This window comes from Pseudoalteromonas nigrifaciens (assembly GCF_002221505.1).
Classification (GTDB): Bacteria; Pseudomonadota; Gammaproteobacteria; order Enterobacterales; family Alteromonadaceae; genus Pseudoalteromonas; species Pseudoalteromonas nigrifaciens.
Map to the genome: position 1 here is coordinate 1,896,665 of NZ_CP011036.1, position 18,623 is coordinate 1,915,287.

Below are 18,623 nucleotides of genomic sequence, written 5' to 3' on the forward strand. Positions count from 1 at the left end.
AAAGTAAAAGTGCAGATAACAAAAAGGCTCGCATTAGCGAGCCTTTTTAGAGTAAAAAAGCGATTACCAGCCTGTTTTCTCTTTAAGTGCTTTACCGATATCAGCAAGTGAACGTACAGTTTTTACGCCCGCAGCTTCTAGTGCAGCAAATTTCTCATCAGCAGTACCTTTACCACCGGCAATGATTGCGCCAGCGTGACCCATACGCTTACCTTCTGGTGCAGTAACACCAGCAATGTAAGATACTACAGGTTTAGTAACGTGTGCTTTGATGTACTCTGCAGCTTCTTCTTCTGCAGTACCACCAATTTCACCGATCATTACGATCGCTTCAGTTTGTGGATCTTTTTCGAACATTTCTAAAACGTCGATAAAGTTAGTACCTGGAATTGGGTCGCCACCAATACCAACACATGTAGACTGACCAAAACCAGCATCAGTAGTTTGCTTAACTGCTTCGTACGTTAATGTACCAGAGCGAGAAACAATACCTACTTTACCAGGTTTGTGGATATGACCAGGCATGATACCAATCTTAGTTTCACCAGGAGTAATAACACCTGGGCAGTTAGGACCGATCATACGTGTACCTGTTTGATCTAGTTTGATTTTAACATCAACCATATCAAGTGTAGGAATACCTTCAGTGATACAAACAATCAGCTCGATGCCTGCATCGATTGCTTCTAAGATTGCATCTTTACAAAAAGGTGCTGGTACATAGATAACAGACGCAGTTGCGCCAGTTTCTTGTACTGCTTCACGCACTGTATTGAATACAGGAAGACCAAGGTGCGTTTGACCGCCTTTACCTGGGCTTACGCCACCAACCATTTGTGTACCGTACTCAAGCGCTTGCTCTGAGTGGAAAGTACCTTGGCCACCGGTGAAACCTTGACAGATAACTTTTGTATCTTTATTGATTAATACAGACATTATTTGCCCTCCGCAGCAGCAACTACTTTTTCAGCAGCGTCTGTTAGTGATTCAGCAGCGATGATGTCTAGACCAGAGTTTTTAAGAACTTCACGGCCTAGTTCAGCGTTAGTACCTTCTAAACGTACAACTACTGGTACGTTTACGCCTACTTCTTTAACTGCGCCAATGATGCCTTCAGCAATCATGTCACAACGTACAATACCGCCAAAGATGTTAACTAAAACAGCTTTAACATTATCATCAGAAAGAATGATTTTGAATGCTTCAGAAACACGTTCTTTAGTCGCGCCGCCGCCAACATCTAGGAAGTTAGCCGGTTTGCCACCGTGTAGATTTACGATGTCCATAGTACCCATTGCTAGGCCTGCACCGTTAACCATACAACCAACGTTGCCATCTAGCGCTACGTAGTTAAGCTCAAAGCTTGCTGCATGTGCTTCACGTGAATCTTCTTGTGAAGGATCATGGAATTCACGGATTTTAGGTTGACGGTAAAGTGCATTACCATCGATACCGATTTTGCCGTCAAGACAGTGAAGGTTACCTTCGTCTGTGATCACAAGCGGGTTGATTTCAAGTAATGCGAAATCAAAATCAGTGAACATTTTACCAAGACCCATAAAGATCTTAACAAACTGTTTCATTTGTACTGGGTTAAGACCCAATTTGAAACCTAGTTCACGTGCTTGATAAGCTTGAGGACCTACTAATGGGTCGATCTCAGCTTTATGGATAAGCTCAGGTGTTTCTTCAGCAACAGTTTCAATTTCAACGCCGCCTTCAGTAGACGCCATGAAAACAACTTTGCGAGATGCACGGTCAACAACTGCACCTAGGTACAATTCGTTGGCGATGTCAGTACAGCTTTCTACTAAAATTTTAGCAACTGGCTGGCCTTTCTCGTCTGTTTGGTAAGTAACTAGGTTTTTACCTAACCAGTTAGCTGCAAACGCTTTAACTTCGTCGATAGTTTTTACTAGCTTTACACCGCCAGCTTTACCACGTCCACCTGCGTGAACCTGAGTTTTAACAACCCACATATCGCCGCCAATTTTTTCAGCAGCAGCTGCAGCTTCTTCAGGTGTATCGCAAGCGTAACCTGTAGAAACTGGTAAACCATATTCGGCAAAAAGTTGTTTTGCCTGATACTCATGCAAATTCATGATGCTTTATCCAAATTTTTATACTAAAAGAGCCGAATATTTTTTCAAATAAACAACTATCCCAAATTGCGACCATAGTATAGATCCCAAGGCTTAACATGAAAACCCCAGTATGACCAAAGGCGCAAAAAAAAAGCTGTGAATGTTCATTCACAGCTTACATTTCATACAACTAAATTAAACATCCAGTAATAAGCGTGTTGGATCTTCAAGTAACTCTTTAATTGTTACTAAGAAGCCAACAGATTCTTTGCCATCAATGATGCGGTGGTCATAAGAAAGTGCTAAATACATCATAGGAAGTATTTCTACTTTACCGTTTACAGCCATTGGACGATCTTGGATTTTATGCATACCCAAAATTGAAGACTGCGGTAAATTAATGATAGGAGTAGATAGTAAAGAACCAAATACACCGCCATTTGTAATAGTGAAGTTACCACCCGTCATATCATCAAGTGTTAGCTTACCATCACGACCTTTTAGTGCTAGCTCACGAATACCTTTTTCGATTTCTGCAACTGATAACTTGTCACAATCTTTAAGTACTGGCGTTACTAGACCACGAGGTGTAGATACAGCGATGCTGATATCGAAGTAGTTGTGATAAACAATATCGTCACCATCAATTGATGCATTTACATCTGGAAAGCGCTTAAGTGCTTCAGTAACCGCTTTCACGTAGAAAGACATGAAACCTAAACGAATACCGTGGCGCTTTTCAAACACTTCTTGATACTGCTTACGAAGGCTCATGATAGGTTCCATGTTCACTTCGTTGAATGTTGTTAACATTGCAGTTGAGTTTTTCGCTTCAAGTAAGCGCTTAGCAATTGTTTTACGTAAACGCGTCATAGGAACACGTTTTTGTGTACGATCGCCCATTGCTGCTGCAGGTGCTGCCGCTGGTGCTGCTTTTGCCGCTGGTGCAGGTGCTTTTAAGAAAGTATCTACGTCTTCTTTAGTTACACGACCGTTTTTACCCGTGCCTTTAATTTTTGCAGCGTCTAGGCCTTTTTCAGCAATTAAACGACGTACTGAAGGTGTTAACACATCAGAGCTGTCGTTTGACTCACTTGCTGCTGGTGCAGCTGCGTCTGCTTTTTTAGCTGGTGCTGCTGGAGCGCCGCCCGCTTTAACCGAGCCAATTACTTGCTCGCCTAATACAGTGTCGCCTTCGCCGTGGATTATTTCACCCATGATACCGTCTTCTTGAGCAACAACCTCAAGTACCACTTTATCAGTTTCAATATCTACTAAGTTTTGATCGCGAGTTACTGCGTCGCCTGCTTGTACATGCCATGTAGCAATTGTTGCGTCTGCAACTGATTCTGGAAGTACAGGAACTTTAATATCCACTTCTTTACCTTCTGATGCTGGTGCTGATTGCGCCGCTGGCGCGTCTTCTGATTTAGTTGCTGCAGATTCTTCAGTTGAAGAGTCTTCTTTTGGTGCATCTTCACTTGCTGGTGCTGCATCAGCATCGCCAAGTAAACCGATAACTTGATCGCCAAGTACCGTAGCGCCTTCTTCTTGTGTAATTTCAGTAATCACACCGTCATGTTGCGCAACAACTTCTAAAACCACTTTATCTGTTTCAATGTCTACTAAGTTTTGGTCGCGAGTTACTTTGTCGCCAACACTTACATGCCATGTAGCAACGGTAGCATCTGCAACCGACTCAGGAAGAACAGGAACTTTAATTTCTGTGCTCATTGCTTATCCTTTATTTTCGATAGTAAGCGCGTCGGCAACGAGCGCTTGTTGTTCTTTAGTATGTACTGACATATAACCACATGCTGGTGATGCTGAAGCCTTACGACCCGCATACGTTAGTTTAGCGTTTTGTGGAATAGCATCTTTGAAGTGATGTTGCGAGCAATACCATGCACCTTGGTTTTGCGGCTCTTCTTGACACCATACAAAATCAGTTACGTGCTGGTAACGCTCTATAATAGTTTTCATTTCGTCGTGTGGGAACGGGTAAAGCTGCTCTACACGTACGATAGCAATATTATCTTGTTCAAGCTTGCGGCGCTCTTGTAATAGTTCATAGTAAACTTTACCACTACAAAAAATAACGCGCTCTACTTTCTCAGGGTTAATATCATCAATTTCGTCAATCACATTATGAAAAACACCTGCAGAGAGTTCTTCTAGCGAAGACACTGCTAACGGATGGCGTAGTAATGACTTAGGCGTCATAACAATCAGTGGACGACGCAATGGTCTAACTGATTGACGACGAAGCATTGCATATACTTGCGCTGGCGTTGAAGGTACACATACTTGCATATTGTGATCAGCACAAAGTTGTAAAAAGCGCTCTAAGCGTGCAGAGCTGTGCTCTGGACCTTGGCCTTCGTAACCATGTGGTAATAAAATAGTAAGGCCGCATAAACGCCCCCACTTTTGCTCACCCGAGCTTAAAAACTGATCAAATACAACTTGTGCGCCGTTTGCAAAGTCACCAAACTGTGCTTCCCAAATAATTAATGACGTTGGCTCTGCGGTTGCGTAACCATATTCAAAAGCAACAACCGCTTCTTCAGAAAGAACTGAATCGAATACTTGGAAAGTACCTTGATCTTTACCAACATGCTCAAGTGGAGTGTAAGTCGCACCATCGGCTTGACTATGTACTACCGCATGGCGATGGAAGAAAGTACCACGACCAGAATCTTGTCCAGTAAAGCGAATATCTGTGCCTTCTGCTGCAATAGTTGCATAAGCTAGTGTTTCTGCCATGCCCCAATCAAGCGGCTTTTCGCCAGATGCCATTAGCTTACGATCGTCGTAAATTTTCTTCACGCGCGATTGCGCTTTATGACTCTCTGGGTAGCTAGACACTATGTTGCCAAGCTCTTTTAGTTTTTCAACCGAGACACTTGCATCGTAATCAACACTCCATTCATGGCCAACATACTTTGCCCAATCTGATGAATGTGATGTTTCTGGCTGTATTTCATCAACCACACAATTACCTTCGTCTAAACCATTACGGTAATCATCAACAAGTGCTTTAACCTCATCTTCAGTGAATGAGCCTTCGGCAATTAATTGATCAGCGTAAATTAAACGTGGAACTGGATGCTTTTTAATTTTTTGATACATAACAGGCTGAGTAGCATTAGGCTCATCAGCTTCGTTATGACCATGGCGACGGTAACAAACAAGGTCAATTACAACGTCACGCTTAAATTGGTTTCTGAAATCAAGTGCCAGTTGAGTAACAAATGCCACTGCTTCTGGATCGTCAGAATTAACATGAAATATTGGCGACTGCACCATTTTAGCAATGTCAGTACAGTATGGAGTAGAACGTACATCGTCTTGTTTAGACGTTGTAAATCCAACTTGGTTATTTACTACTATACGAATACTACCGCCACAGCTAAAGGCGTTTGTTTGTGACATGTTAAATGTTTCTTGTACAACACCTTGACCAGCAATTGCTGAGTCGCCATGAATAGTAATTGGCAGTGCTTTAATACCTGAGCTGTCACCTAAGCGGTCTAAACGAGCACGTACTGAGCCCATAACCACTGGATTTACAATTTCAAGATGCGATGGGTTAAACGCAAGTGCCATGTGCACATTGCCACCTTTAGTAGCAAAGTCAGATGAGTAACCCATGTGGTATTTAACATCACCCGAGCTTAACGTGTCTTTGTGTTTACCGGCAAACTCATCAAATAACTCTGATGGATTTTTACCAAGTACGTTCACAAGTACGTTTAAACGGCCGCGGTGAGCCATACCAATAACAGCTTCTTTTTGGCCACTTTCACCAGCGCGGTGAATCAGCTCTTTAAGCATAGGTACTAACGCATCGCCACCTTCAAGTGAGAAGCGCTTAGCACCTGGGAACTTAGCCCCTAAATATTTTTCAAGACCATCGGCTGCGGTTAATCCTTTAAGGATACGTAGCTTTTCGTCTTTATTGAATTTTGGCCTAGACTGAACAGACTCTAAACGCTGTTGTAACCAACGTTTTTCTTCTGTTGATGTGATGTGCATATACTCGGCGCCAATAGAACCACAATACGTGGTTTTTAGTGCTTGGTATAACTCACCTAGAGGCATAGTATCGCGCCCTACAGCAAACGATCCTACATTAAATTCGCGGTCAAAGTCAGCATTGGATAGGTCGTGGTAATCTAGCTCTAAATCTCGTACGCGCTCTCGCTGCCAAATACCTAACGGATCTAAGTTAGCATTTTGGTGTCCACGAAAACGGAAAGCATTAATAAGTTGCAATACTTTAACCTGTTTAAGGTCACCGCCACTGCCCTCTGCTACCACTACTTCTCTATGCTTGTTTTTAGCAAGCGCCGCAAACTGTGCTCGAACTTCTGAATGTTTTACTTCAACATCCACACCATCAACTTTAGGTAATTGTTCAAACACTTCTCGCCATTCTTCTGGCACCGAAGTCGCATCGTCTAAATACGCTTCATAAAGCTCTTCAATATAAGCAACGTTACCGCCGTTTAAATGTGAAGATTCTAGCCATGCCTTCATCACACCTTCGTGCATTTATAAGCCCTTTTCTTTAGCGCAGAAATTAATAGTTATGATAACAGGATGACTAATTAGTATTAGCCATCCTACATTTACTAAGTAATTAAACCGCTCGGTTTAATAACATAGATTTTATTTGTCCAATTGCTTTGGTCGGATTAAGACCCTTAGGACAAACGCTAACACAGTTCATTATACTGTGGCAACGGAACACACTGAAAGCATCGTCTAAGTCAGCTAAACGCTCTTCTGTTGCTGTATCTCGGCTATCAGCCAAGAAACGGTAAGCATGAAGAAGGCCTGCTGGACCAATGAACTTGTCTGGATTCCACCAGAACGAAGGACACGATGTTGAACAACATGCACATAAAATACACTCATAAAGCCCATCTAACTTATCACGTTCTTCGATTGTTTGAAGACGCTCGCCAGCTGCTGGCGTGTCATTAATTAGATACGGTTTAACTTTTTCGTATTGAGTGTAGAACTGACTCATGTCAATAACAAGGTCACGAACCACAGGTAAGCCTGGTAATGGACGCACTACTATTTTACCTTTGCCACCTTTTTGCAGCGTAGATAAAGGAGTGATACATGCCAAACCATTTTTACCATTCATGTTAACACCATCAGATCCACACACGCCTTCACGGCATGAACGACGGAAAGATAATGTTGGATCTTGTTCTTTTAAAAGAATAAGTGCATCCAAAACCATCATGTCGTGACCTTCCTCTGTTTGCAAGGTGTATTCTTGCATACGAGGTGCGTTGTCAACATCGGGATTATAACGATAAACTGAAAATTGTACTTGTGCCATCGTCTATCTCCTAGTACACACGTGCTTTAGGTGGGAAAGCTTCACGCGACTTAGGCGCGTAGTTTACGTCACGCTTGCTCATTTCATCCGTTAACGGATTAAATACTGAGTGACATAACCAGTTTTCGTCATCACGATCTGGGAAGTCAAAGCGAGAGTGTGCACCACGGCTTTCGGTACGGAAGTTTGCAGCTACTGCAGTTGAGTAAGCTGTTTCCATTAAGTTATCTAGTTCAAGACATTCAATACGCTGCGTGTTGAAGTCTGATGATTTATCATCAAGACGTGCATGTTGCAGACGTTCACGAATTTCTTTAAGTTCTTGCAGACCAGCAGCCATTGAGTCACCTTCACGAAATACCGAGAAGTTAAGTTGCATACATTGCTGTAAGTCTTTTTTGATTTGAACTGGATCTTCACCTTGGCCAGCCGTTGAATTTTCCCAACGATTGTAACGTGCAAGTGATGTTTCTAAATCAGACTCTGATGCCGCTTTAGAAATTTCAACATCATTTAGGTATTTACCTAAGAAGTTACCGGCCGCACGACCAAATACCACTAAATCAAGTAATGAGTTACCACCTAAGCGGTTAGCACCGTGTACTGATACACAGGCAATCTCACCTACCGCAAACAAACCTTCAACGATTGTTTCTTTGCCGTTTGCGTCGATTTGTAGCGCTTGACCATTTACGTTGGTTGGCACGCCACCCATCATGTAATGACATGTAGGAATTACTGGAATTGGTTCTTTTGCAGGGTCAACGTGAGCAAATGTTTTAGCAAGGTCACATACACCAGGAAGACGCAGATTTAGTGTTTCTGCACCTAAGTGATCTAGTTTTAGCTTAAGGTGAGGACCCCAAGGACCATCACAACCACGACCTTCACGGATCTCAGTCATCATTGAACGTGCAACCACATCGCGAGACGCTAAGTCTTTTGCGTTTGGTGCATAACGTTCCATGAAGCGCTCGCCATCTTTATTTAAAAGATAACCACCTTCGCCACGACAACCTTCAGTTACTAGCGTACCCGCGCCAGCAATACCCGTTGGGTGGAACTGCCACATTTCCATATCTTGCATAGAAATACCAGCACGTGTTGCCATACCAACGCCATCGCCGGTGTTGATGTGCGCATTAGTAGTTGATGCAAAAATACGACCCGCACCACCTGTTGCTAATACTACTGCTTTAGATTTGAAATAAGTGATTTCACCTGTTTCAATTTCAATTGCAGTACAACCTACTACATCACCATTATCGTTTTTAACTAAATCAAGTGCATACCATTCTGAGAATACATTTGTTTTGTTTTTAACATTTTGTTGATAAAGAAGGTGTAATAGTGCGTGACCAGTACGATCGGCAGCTGCCGCAGTACGTGCAGCTTGTTCACCACCAAAGTTTTTCGATTGACCACCGAAAGGACGTTGGTAAACACGGCCATTTTCAAAGCGAGAAAATGGGAGACCCATGTTTTCTAATTCAGTAATAGCTTCTGGGCCTGTTTGACACATATATTCAATAGCGTCTTGGTCACCGATAAAATCGGAGCCCTTAACGGTATCGTACATGTGCCATTCCCAGTTATCTTCGTGCGAGTTACCAAGCGCTACTGTAATACCACCCTGTGCTGATACAGTGTGTGAGCGAGTTGGAAATACTTTAGAGATTAAAGCACACGTTTTGCCAGACTCAGTAATAGCTAAAGCAGCGCGCATACCTGCACCACCGGCACCGATTACTACGGCGTCAAATTCACGAACAGAATATTTCACTTATACACCCCATAATACGATTAGACCAATAGCTACGTAAGCAAAGGCCATTAGGTTTAGTACAAAGCCTAAAACAGCACGAAGCTTAGCGCACTTAACATAGTCTGTTAGAACTTGCCAAAGGCCAATGCGGGTATGAACCATAATGCAAACCAGGGCAATTAAAGTAAACCCTTTCATTGCTAGGTTAGAGAAGAGGCCTGTCCAGGCTTCGAAAGTGACTTCTGGCGTTGCTAAAAAATAGCCGATAATAAAAATCGCATACGCGCTTATTATTAATGCCGTGGTACGTAAAGATACGAAATCTTGTACACCATCACGTTTAAGAGTTGCTTGATTTAAAACCATATCCACACCCCTGCCAATACGGCAAACACAACGCCAAGAGCCATTGCAATTTTAGCGCTGAGGTTACCTGATTCAAGTTCTTCCCAATGTCCCATATCCATAATCATATGGCGAATACCACCAATAAGGTGATAACCCAATACAGACACGGTGCCCCAAGCAATAAATTTGGCAATGAATCCGTTAAACAGACCCTTGACGAATTCAAAACCTTCAGCAGAAGAAAGAGACTCTGACCAAGCCCAAATGACAAACGTTAAAGCAAAAAATAATGCAACACCGGTGACGCGGTGGAAAATTGACGCTTTAGCCGTTGCCGGCATAGATATAGTTGTTAGATCTAGATTTACAGGTCTTTGCTTTTTCACAGTTACTTGCCCATCTTGCCCACAGTGGGGCTCATCTACTTGTTTTTCTAAAACCCACCAAATATTTTTGATGGAACTATCAAAATAAACGTCTCTTTACAAATAAAGTTCACTATAATGCAAAAATTATAATGTAAAAATATGTTTACCTAAATACAATACGGTTAAAAACCTTCGACAGTATATATAGCCGCAGGCCTTTTTACAATTCTTGTTTAGTTAGAGCCATTTGCAAATTAGCCAATGGTATAATATTCAAACCATACCGAATATTTATTATACGTATACGCATATTGCTTATAAAAATTGACTTTATACCCCTCTTTCACGTTAAAATGAGAAGATGTGCTTAAAACAGATTTTAGAGTATAAAATCAGAATAGTTATCTTAATAGGAGATACATAGATGGCGGATAAGAAAGCCACAGTCCATATTGATGGTCTAGATCCAATCGAACTTCCAATTTATCAAGGTACTGCTGGCCAGGATGTAATTGACGTACGTACATTAGGTTCACATGGTCACTTTACTTACGATCCAGGTTTTATGTCGACTGGCTCTTGTGAATCTACAATTACTTATATTGATGGCGGCAAAGGTGTTCTACTTCATCGTGGTTACCCAATTGAGCAGCTTGCTGAAGACTCTAACTATGTAGAGCTATGTTACTTACTATTAAACGGTGAGTTACCTTCAAAAGAGCAGTATGAAGAATTTGCACAACAAATCACTCGCAGCACTATGCTAGATGAAAAAATTGCAACTTTCTTCCAAGGTTTTCGTTTTGATGCACACCCTATGGCAATGCTATGTGGCGTGGTTGGTGCTTTATCATCTTTTTATCATGAAGATCTTGATATTACAGACGCAAGCCAACGCAAAACAAGTGCAATTAAATTAGTAGCTAAGTTACCTACTATTGCAGCTATGGCTTATAAAACAAACATTGGCCAACCATTTGTATACCCACGTAATGATTTAAGCTACGCCGAAAACTTCTTACATATGATGTTCTCTGTACCTGCTGAAGAGTATAAAGTTAACCCTGTAACGGCTAAAGCTATGGATAAAATATTCATGCTTCATGCTGATCATGAACAAAACGCATCAACGTCTACTGTACGTCTTGCAGGTTCATCTGGTGCTAACCCATATGCTTGTATTGCTGCTGGTATCGCATCTCTTTGGGGCCCTGCACACGGCGGCGCTAACGAAGCATGTTTAAACATGTTAGAAGAAATTGGTTCTGTTGATCGCATTGACGAATACGTAGCTAAAGCAAAAGATAAGTCAGACCCGTTCCGTCTTATGGGCTTTGGTCACCGTGTTTACAAAAACTTTGATCCACGTGCAACGGTAATGCGTCAAACGTGTCACGAAGTACTTGCTGAACTAAATATTCAAGATCCATTGCTTGATATTGCAATGAAGCTTGAGCAAATTGCGCTTGAAGACCCGTATTTTGTTGAGAAGAAACTCTACCCTAACGTAGATTTTTACTCAGGTATTATCTTAAAAGCGATCGGTATTCCAACAAGCATGTTCACTGTAATTTTTGCAATGGCACGTACTGTTGGTTGGATCACTCACTGGGATGAGATGCTATCTCAACCTGGTCATAAGATCAGCCGCCCACGTCAGCTTTACACGGGTTACACACGACGTGACTACAAAGCAGCTGACAAGCGTTAATTCGCTGTAATATTGCTTAAGTATTTTAAAAGGTCGCTATTGCGACCTTTTTTGTTACTCAGCACTTGAGAATTATCTTAAACAGATTACAATTCTCGCCCTAAATTGACTAATTAAATGAGCTTATGTCTGTTTCCACGTTTGATATCACTAAAATACGTAATGATTTCCCTATCCTAAATCAAACGATTAATAGCCAAACTTTAACTTATTTAGACTCTGGGGCAACCACACAAAAGCCACAATGCGTTATTGATACCACGGCACAGTTTTATGCAGCGCAAAACGCGAACGTACATCGTGGACGCCATACCCTCAGTGAGCAGGCTACTTATCGTTATGAGCAAGTACGCGATAAAGCTGCAGAATTTTTTGGTGTTAATAGTAATGAAATTGTATGGACTAAAGGGGCAACTGAAGCTATAAACTTAGTTGCTAATGGCTTAAAAAATCAAATAAAAGCCAGCGATACCATCATTATTACGCCTATTGAGCATCATGCTAATATTGTACCTTGGCAGGTTTTGTCTCAACAAACTGGTGCTAAGCTTGCTATTTTACCGCTTAACGACGATGCCACCTTTGATATACCTGCATGCTGTGAATTTATAAAGCAGCATAAACCTAAGTTATTGGCCATTAGCCAAGCCTCTAATGCGCTTGGTAATATCACTAATTTAGCGCCGTTAATTGCCAGTGCGAAAGCGGTAGGCGCATTAGTACTGGTTGATGGCGCACAAGGAGCAATGCATTTAAAAGCTAATTTAAGCACACTTAATTGTGATTTTTACGTTTTTTCTGCCCATAAAATGCTGGGGCCAACCGGTTTAGGTGGCTTATATGGCCGCTACGAGCAATTAAATGCCCTCACCCCATACCAAACCGGGGGAGAAATGATCCAAACCGTAACCTTAACGCACAGCACTTATCGCGATGCACCGGCAAAGTTTGAATCAGGCACGCCAAATATTGCCGGCGTATTAGGCTTTGGTGCAGCACTTGAGTATATAAATGCATTAAATCACCCTGCTTTAATTGAATATGAACAAACGCTATTTAATTATGCAGCCAATAAACTACAGCAAATTGATGGCATCACCCTATTTAGTGACCTTAAGCATAATATTGGCACTTTATGTTTTAACTATAAAGATGAGCATCCATACGATTTGGCAACTTTACTTGACGGATATGGGGTTGCACTGCGCAGTGGCCATCATTGCACTCAGCCTTTAATGGCGCATTTAGGGGTCAATGGCACCCTTAGAGCAAGCTTAGCTTTCTATAATAACCATACAGATGTAGATAATTTTATTGATGCACTACAAAAATGCATTGCTCTATTAGACTAATGTTGGATAAGAATATGACAAATACTTTTAATAAAGCAGCCCAAGGGATAAAAAATGCACCTGCATGGCAGCAAAAATACCGAGAAATAATGTTACTTGGTAAAACATTACCAGTACTTGCTGACGTTTTGAAAATAGACAGCGCATTAGTTCCTGGCTGCGAAAGTAAAGTGTGGCTATTTGTGGAGTTTGATTTAACCGAAAATACACTCGTGGTGATAGGTGATTCTGATACCCGTATTGTAAAGGGCTTACTTGCCTTAATATTAGCGCTATACAATGGCCTTACTCCAGAGCAAGTACTTGAAATAAACGCCTATCAAGAGTTTGAAAAACTAGGGTTAATTAGCCACTTAAGTCCATCTAGAGGGAATGGTATTAAAGCCATGGTAGAGACTATTCAAACCATGGCTAAGCAAAAAATAAGTTAAATTAACCCAAGATCAGGTTAAGTTATAAGCAGCGTTATGCTTGGGAACTAAGTAAACGCTGTTTTTTATCTAAATACTTACGAACGGCCTTTGCTGCTACAAAAAAGCCAAAGCTGCCAGTGATCATAGTCACTGAGCCAAAGCCATTATTACAATCCATATTCATACTACCATCGGCATTTTGCTTAGCATGGCAAACACTGCCATCACTACCTGGGTATACCAGCTGCTCTGTTGAATATACGCAATCAATATTAAACTTACGCTTAGGGTTATTACTAAAATTATATTGCTTGCGTAAAATATAACGCACTTTAGCTAAGAGTGGATCTTGGGTAGTTTTAGCCACATCGCCAAACGTAATTTGCCCCGGATCAGTTTGCCCACCTGCGCCGCCGGTAGTAATTACAGCTAGTTTATTGCGTTTACAATGCGCAATTAATGCCGCTTTTTCTTTCACTGCGTCAATACAATCAATAACATAATCAAAGCCCTGAATATGCTCATGAATGTTATCTAAAGTAATAAAGTCATCAATCACCTGCACTTCACATTGTGGGTTAATTAACTCACAACGCGCTTTCATCGCCTCCACTTTAGCTTGGCCAATGGTGCCGGTAAGTGCGTGTATTTGTCTATTTACATTAGTGGCACAAATATCATCTAAATCTATTAGGGTTAATTTGCCAACCCCAGTGCGCGCCAATGCTTCTGCGGCCCAACTACCAACACCACCAATGCCAACAACACAAAAATGTGCCTGCTGTAACCAGTCAAACTGTTGTTGTCCGTATAAACGTTTGATCCCGCCAAAACGTATGTCTGTTACTTTTTCAGTCATTTACCAATCCAGTTGCCATGGTGTTTTCCATGCTTGAAAATCTTGATGTTTAATTAATTGTGTAAACTCATCCCCATTATCGGGTAAAAGAGTAAATTGTATTTGCTGCTCATTCCATAAGAAATCAAGCGCAAATGCATGCAAGTAAGTACGTGCGCTATGCGCACCTGCATAAGAGGTATCACCTAATATAGGTGCGCCTATACTTTTTAGCGCTACTCTTAATTGGTGCGTTTTACCTGAGTAAGGTTTTAAAATATACCCCCTAAAACCGGGTTTATAACTTACAGAATAAAAACGACTAATAGCAGGATTAGCTGTTGTTGTAAGTAACTTAAAAGTACCACGGCGTGATTTTGCCATATCGCCTTTTATCCAACCCTGCTTTTTTTTAGGCTTGGCGTCGCTAATAGCCAAGTAAAACTTATTAATTGTGTGCTCAGTAAACATTTGCGTAAATTTAGCGGCGGCGAGTTTATTGCGCGCTAAAATAAGCAAGCCTGAGGTCACTTTATCGAGACGGTGTACTGCAAAGAGTTTTTCATTTAATTGCTGCTCTGCTAATACCACAAAACCTGCGGCGTCTTCTGAATGAAAATTCAGCCCTGCAGGTTTTGCTAAAATATAAAAGTCGCTATGACTATGCACAACTTTTAAATAGGCTTTATTCGTAATGCTCACGCGTGTTTACTTTGCAAATAGCTAATTACTTTAGCTAAATCTTCTGGCGTATCGACACCCGCTTGTGGAGTAATATGCGCTTGCTCTATTTTAATATTGTAGCCATGGTAAAGCACACGTAATTGTTCTAGTGATTCTAGCTGCTCTAGCGGCGACACACTTAGCTCAATATATTGCTTAATAAAACCAGCTCGGTAGGCATAAATACCCACATGGCGTTGAAACGGCGTTAAATCCAGCGTGCTCTGCTCGCCCATCATGGCGCTACGATCAAACGGAATACTGGCACGCGAAAAATACAATGCATTTTTATTAATATCGCTAACGACTTTAACTGCATTAGGATTAAAAACGTCTTCTTGCTCTTCTATCGCTACACTTAAAGTGGCCATAGGTGCAGTTGATTCATTTAATAACGTGGCAACTTGAGATACATTTTCTGGTGCCAATAATGGCTCATCACCTTGCACATTAACTACAATAGTGTTGTTATCAAGCTTAAGTAAATCAACAACCTCTGCTAAACGTTCCGTGCCTGACTGATGATCTTCACGCGTCATTAATACATCACTTGTGAAGGTACTCACAGCATCAAATACTTTTTGATGATCGGTCGCAATAACAACTTTACTCGCACCCGATAAACAGGCTTTTTCGTAAACATGCTGGATCATTGGCTTACCACAAATATCGGCTAGTGGTTTGCCTGGTAAACGGCTAGAAGCGTAACGCGCAGGAATAACAACTACGAATTCCACTTTTGTACCTCATCAAGTGACAATTCACGCGCTTCATTTTCAAGCAATACTGGAATGTCATCGATAACCGGATACGCCAACTTAGCGGCTGTACTTATTAGTTCGCTGTTTTCTTTATCAAAACGTAATTTACCCTTACATACTGGGCAGGCGATAATTTCGAGTAATTTTGTATCAAAGGCCATTGAGGATCCCTTTATCTTTTAATAATGAATTTAATTTGTTTATAACGCTATCGGTAGGTTGAGCATCCACTGGTAAGTAATACCAATTTTGTTTTGCAAAAGCACTACACTTTACAGCATCTTTTTCGGTCATTAACACATTTTCATCACCAAACTGAGTAAAATCATCAGCAGTGTATGCATAATGGTCTCGATAATGATGGGTTGATACTAAGGTAATGCCTTGTGCTTGTAATGACTGCTCAAAACGCAGCGGATTACCAATAGCACTCACAGCGTGGGCTGTTAATATAGGCTCTGTTAGCATACTATTATTGAGCACAGATTTTAAAGCTGCAGGCTGCAAATTATAACGTTGTGGGTTGTTGCCGCCATTTTCTATCACTAAATCAACGCTCTTTAAACGCTTTTTAGTTTCGCGAAGCGGGCCTGCTGGCATTAACAAACCGTTGCCAAATTGACGTGCACTATCAACAATACAGCATTCAATACTACGTGCCATTTTATAATGTTGCATGCCATCGTCAGATATAATTACATCAATAGCAGAGGTTTGTTCAAGTAATTCTATATTTTGTTGTCTGTTTGGGCCAACCGCTATGGGGCACTGCAAACGATGATATAAAAGTATCGGTTCATCGCCCGCCTCAAGCGTAGTACTGTTATGATCAACAAGCAATGGATATTGCTTAGCATGCCCGCCGTAGCCTCGGCTAATAATACCTACAGATAAACCTTGCTGAGTTAAATGAGCGTGTAGCCACAGTACAAATGGCGTTTTACCATTGCCGCCAACACTAATATTACCCACTACAATTACAGGTGTTTTGCTACTAAATTGCGTTAATATACCGCATGTATAAAGCCATTTACGTAATGTTGATATTAGCCAAAACAGTGCAGCTAAAGGCAGTAATAATATAGTAATTAAACTGACAGGCTGATACCAGCTTTGTTCAATTTTGCTCACCCTTGCTCACCAAATTGCATTTTGCATAATGCTGAATAAGTGCCATTATTTGCCAGTAAACTTAAATGATCGCCACTTTCAATAACACTGCCATTATCTATAACATAAATTCGGTCGCTATTTTCAATCGTTGATAAGCGATGCGCAATTACAATCGAGGTTTTGTCTTTCATTAATGCCTCGAGTGCTTGCTGAATTAGTTTTTCTGATTCGGTATCGAGCGCAGATGTTGCTTCATCAAGGATTAAAATAGGCGCATCTTTTAATATTGCACGAGCAATAGCAATACGTTGGCGTTGACCACCAGAGAGCATTACCCCATTTTCGCCAACCATAGTATTTAGCTGCTCTGGTAAGTCTTTTACAAACTCCCATACATGCGCTTGCTTGGCTACTTTTTCCAGTTCTTGCTGCGATATTTCACGCTGTAAACCGTAACAAATATTATTGGCAATGGAGTCGTTAAATAACACCACTTGTTGCGACACTAGCGCAAACTGACGACGTAAATCGGTTAACTTATAATCATGCAGTGCAATGCCATCGAGTAAAACTTCACTAGGCGCTTCTAAATCATAATAACGTGGCAATAGGTTAGAAATAGTAGATTTACCTGAGCCCGAACGCCCAACTAAAGCAATGCTTTCACCCGCTTTAATCGTTAACGATAAATTGTTTAATACCGGCTCATCTTTAGTTGGGTATTTAAAGGTGACATTTTTAACTTCAATCAAGCCTTTTACTTTATCTACGCTTACAGTACCTGTGTCTTTTTCTACTTCCTCGTCGAGTATTAAAAACACACTTTGCGCGGCTGAAACTCCTCGCTGCATATCACTGTTTACATTAGCTAGCTGTTTAAGCGGGCGAAGTAACATCATCATTGATGAAATTAATACTACAAAGTCGCCTGAGCTTATGGTGTCAATCATCGAAGGCATTGACACAACCCATAAAATAACCGCCATAGCGCTGGCAGCCAATACTTGAATGATTGATACACTCAAGGCTTTAGTTGCGTCCATTTTAATTCGTTGCTGACGATTATGATTATTTACTTTTGAAAACTGATCTATTTCTTGATTTTGGCCACCAAAACCATGGATCACTTTATGACCGCTTAGCATTTGCTCTGAGCTACGAGTAACTTGCCCCATAGCTGATTGAATACTTTTAGAAATGTGTCTAAAGCGCTTTGACACCACAGTGACTATGACAGCAACTAAAGGAATAATAACTAAAAATATCAGCGATAATTGCCAACTGGTATAAAACATAACTGCGAGTAAAAACACCACAAAAGCGCCTTCACGCACTACAATTAATAATGCCTTGGTAATAGCTTGTTGTACTTGTTCGGTATCAAAGGTTATTTTGGAAATAAGATCGCCGGTGGAGTTTTCATCATGAAACGATACCGGTAAATGTAGAATATGTTCAAACAACTCTTGGCGCAGCGAGCGGACAACTTGTGAGCCTACATAACTCAAACAATAAGACGACATAAAGTTAAATACACCACGCCCTATTACCAAAGCAATAACTACAAATGGTGCATATTTTAGTACATCAGCATTGCGCTCATTAAGACCTTCGTCAATAAACGGCTTCATAAGCTGAATAAATAAAGCATCCATACCTGAATACCCTATCATGCCAATAATAGCGACGATGGCGACTGTTCTGTACGCACCAACGTAAGAAATAAGACGTTTATAAATTTGTGTAGTACTTTGATCCATAACACTCTCTTTATACAGTTACAGC

17 protein-coding genes are annotated in these 18,623 nt (G+C 41.1%); 3 read left to right on the forward strand and 14 right to left on the reverse strand.

The window, feature by feature from the left end; translation table 11 throughout:
- Positions 1–63: 63 nt before the first annotated feature.
- From sucD to sdhC, 8 genes are all read right to left on the reverse strand, one after another.
- Complete coding sequence (sucD, locus tag PNIG_RS09235; RefSeq protein ID WP_011328322.1) at positions 64–936, reverse strand: succinate--CoA ligase subunit alpha; 873 nt, start codon at positions 934–936, stop codon at positions 64–66.
- Entirely contained in the window at positions 936–2,102 is a 1,167-nt protein-coding gene (gene sucC / locus PNIG_RS09240) for an ADP-forming succinate--CoA ligase subunit beta (protein WP_011328323.1), read from the reverse strand. The genes sucD and sucC overlap by 1 nt, the downstream gene beginning before the upstream one ends.
- Positions 2,103–2,279: 177 nt before the next feature.
- Positions 2,280–3,818 carry a 2-oxoglutarate dehydrogenase complex dihydrolipoyllysine-residue succinyltransferase gene (gene odhB / locus PNIG_RS09245; protein ID WP_011328324.1) on the reverse strand — a complete coding sequence of 513 codons (1,539 nt, stop codon included), beginning with the start codon at positions 3,816–3,818 and terminating at the stop codon, positions 2,280–2,282.
- 3 nt (positions 3,819–3,821) lie between these two features.
- Positions 3,822–6,641: a 2-oxoglutarate dehydrogenase E1 component gene (sucA, locus tag PNIG_RS09250; protein ID WP_011328325.1), complete on the reverse strand. Its 2,820-nt coding sequence runs from the start codon at positions 6,639–6,641 to the stop codon at positions 3,822–3,824.
- A gap of 88 nt (positions 6,642–6,729) precedes the next feature.
- A complete protein-coding gene (locus PNIG_RS09255) occupies positions 6,730–7,446 on the reverse strand; it encodes a succinate dehydrogenase iron-sulfur subunit (protein ID WP_011328326.1) in 717 nt (238 codons plus the stop codon).
- Positions 7,447–7,456: 10 nt separating this feature from the next.
- A complete protein-coding gene (sdhA, locus tag PNIG_RS09260) occupies positions 7,457–9,229 on the reverse strand; it encodes a succinate dehydrogenase flavoprotein subunit (protein ID WP_011328327.1) in 1,773 nt (590 codons plus the stop codon).
- Positions 9,230–9,577, reverse strand: coding sequence for a succinate dehydrogenase, hydrophobic membrane anchor protein (sdhD, locus tag PNIG_RS09265; protein ID WP_011328328.1), 348 nt, complete (start codon positions 9,575–9,577; stop codon positions 9,230–9,232).
- The gene (gene sdhC, locus PNIG_RS09270; RefSeq protein WP_011328329.1) at positions 9,568–9,945 is read right to left on the reverse strand and encodes a succinate dehydrogenase, cytochrome b556 subunit; all 378 of its coding nucleotides are present in this window, start codon (positions 9,943–9,945) and stop codon (positions 9,568–9,570) included. Before sdhC ends, sdhD begins: the two co-directional genes overlap by 10 nt.
- A gap of 406 nt (positions 9,946–10,351) precedes the next feature.
- Here sdhC and PNIG_RS09275 point away from each other — a divergent pair, with 406 nt between their 5' ends.
- The 3 genes from PNIG_RS09275 (at position 10,352) to PNIG_RS09285 (ending at position 13,421) form a co-directional block, all read left to right on the forward strand.
- A complete protein-coding gene (locus PNIG_RS09275; protein ID WP_089368347.1) occupies positions 10,352–11,638 on the forward strand; it encodes a citrate synthase in 1,287 nt (428 codons plus the stop codon).
- Between the two features lie 125 nt (positions 11,639–11,763).
- A complete protein-coding gene (locus PNIG_RS09280) occupies positions 11,764–12,990 on the forward strand; it encodes an aminotransferase class V-fold PLP-dependent enzyme (RefSeq protein ID WP_086998567.1) in 1,227 nt (408 codons plus the stop codon).
- 14 nt (positions 12,991–13,004) lie between these two features.
- The gene (locus PNIG_RS09285; RefSeq protein WP_011328333.1) at positions 13,005–13,421 is read left to right on the forward strand and encodes a SufE family protein; all 417 of its coding nucleotides are present in this window, start codon (positions 13,005–13,007) and stop codon (positions 13,419–13,421) included.
- 34 nt (positions 13,422–13,455) lie between these two features.
- On the opposite strand, the gene tcdA is transcribed toward PNIG_RS09285, so the two are convergent.
- The 6 genes from tcdA to msbA are packed head-to-tail and all read right to left on the reverse strand — an operon-like array spanning position 13,456 to position 18,598.
- Positions 13,456–14,262, reverse strand: coding sequence for a tRNA cyclic N6-threonylcarbamoyladenosine(37) synthase TcdA (tcdA, locus tag PNIG_RS09290; protein ID WP_089368348.1), 807 nt, complete (start codon positions 14,260–14,262; stop codon positions 13,456–13,458).
- Positions 14,263–14,943 (reverse strand): TIGR01621 family pseudouridine synthase, encoded by a 681-nt coding sequence (locus PNIG_RS09295; protein WP_011328335.1) that lies wholly within the window; start codon positions 14,941–14,943, stop codon positions 14,263–14,265.
- Positions 14,940–15,701: a 3-deoxy-manno-octulosonate cytidylyltransferase gene (kdsB, locus tag PNIG_RS09300; protein WP_011328336.1), complete on the reverse strand. Its 762-nt coding sequence runs from the start codon at positions 15,699–15,701 to the stop codon at positions 14,940–14,942. Before kdsB ends, PNIG_RS09295 begins: the two co-directional genes overlap by 4 nt.
- Complete coding sequence (locus tag PNIG_RS09305; RefSeq protein WP_011328337.1) at positions 15,689–15,886, reverse strand: Trm112 family protein; 198 nt, start codon at positions 15,884–15,886, stop codon at positions 15,689–15,691. Before PNIG_RS09305 ends, kdsB begins: the two co-directional genes overlap by 13 nt.
- Complete coding sequence (gene lpxK / locus PNIG_RS09310; protein WP_089368349.1) at positions 15,876–16,856, reverse strand: tetraacyldisaccharide 4'-kinase; 981 nt, start codon at positions 16,854–16,856, stop codon at positions 15,876–15,878. The genes PNIG_RS09305 and lpxK overlap by 11 nt, the downstream gene beginning before the upstream one ends.
- Entirely contained in the window at positions 16,853–18,598 is a 1,746-nt protein-coding gene (gene msbA, locus PNIG_RS09315; RefSeq protein ID WP_089368350.1) for a lipid A export permease/ATP-binding protein MsbA, read from the reverse strand. Before msbA ends, lpxK begins: the two co-directional genes overlap by 4 nt.
- Positions 18,599–18,623 lie beyond the last annotated feature (25 nt).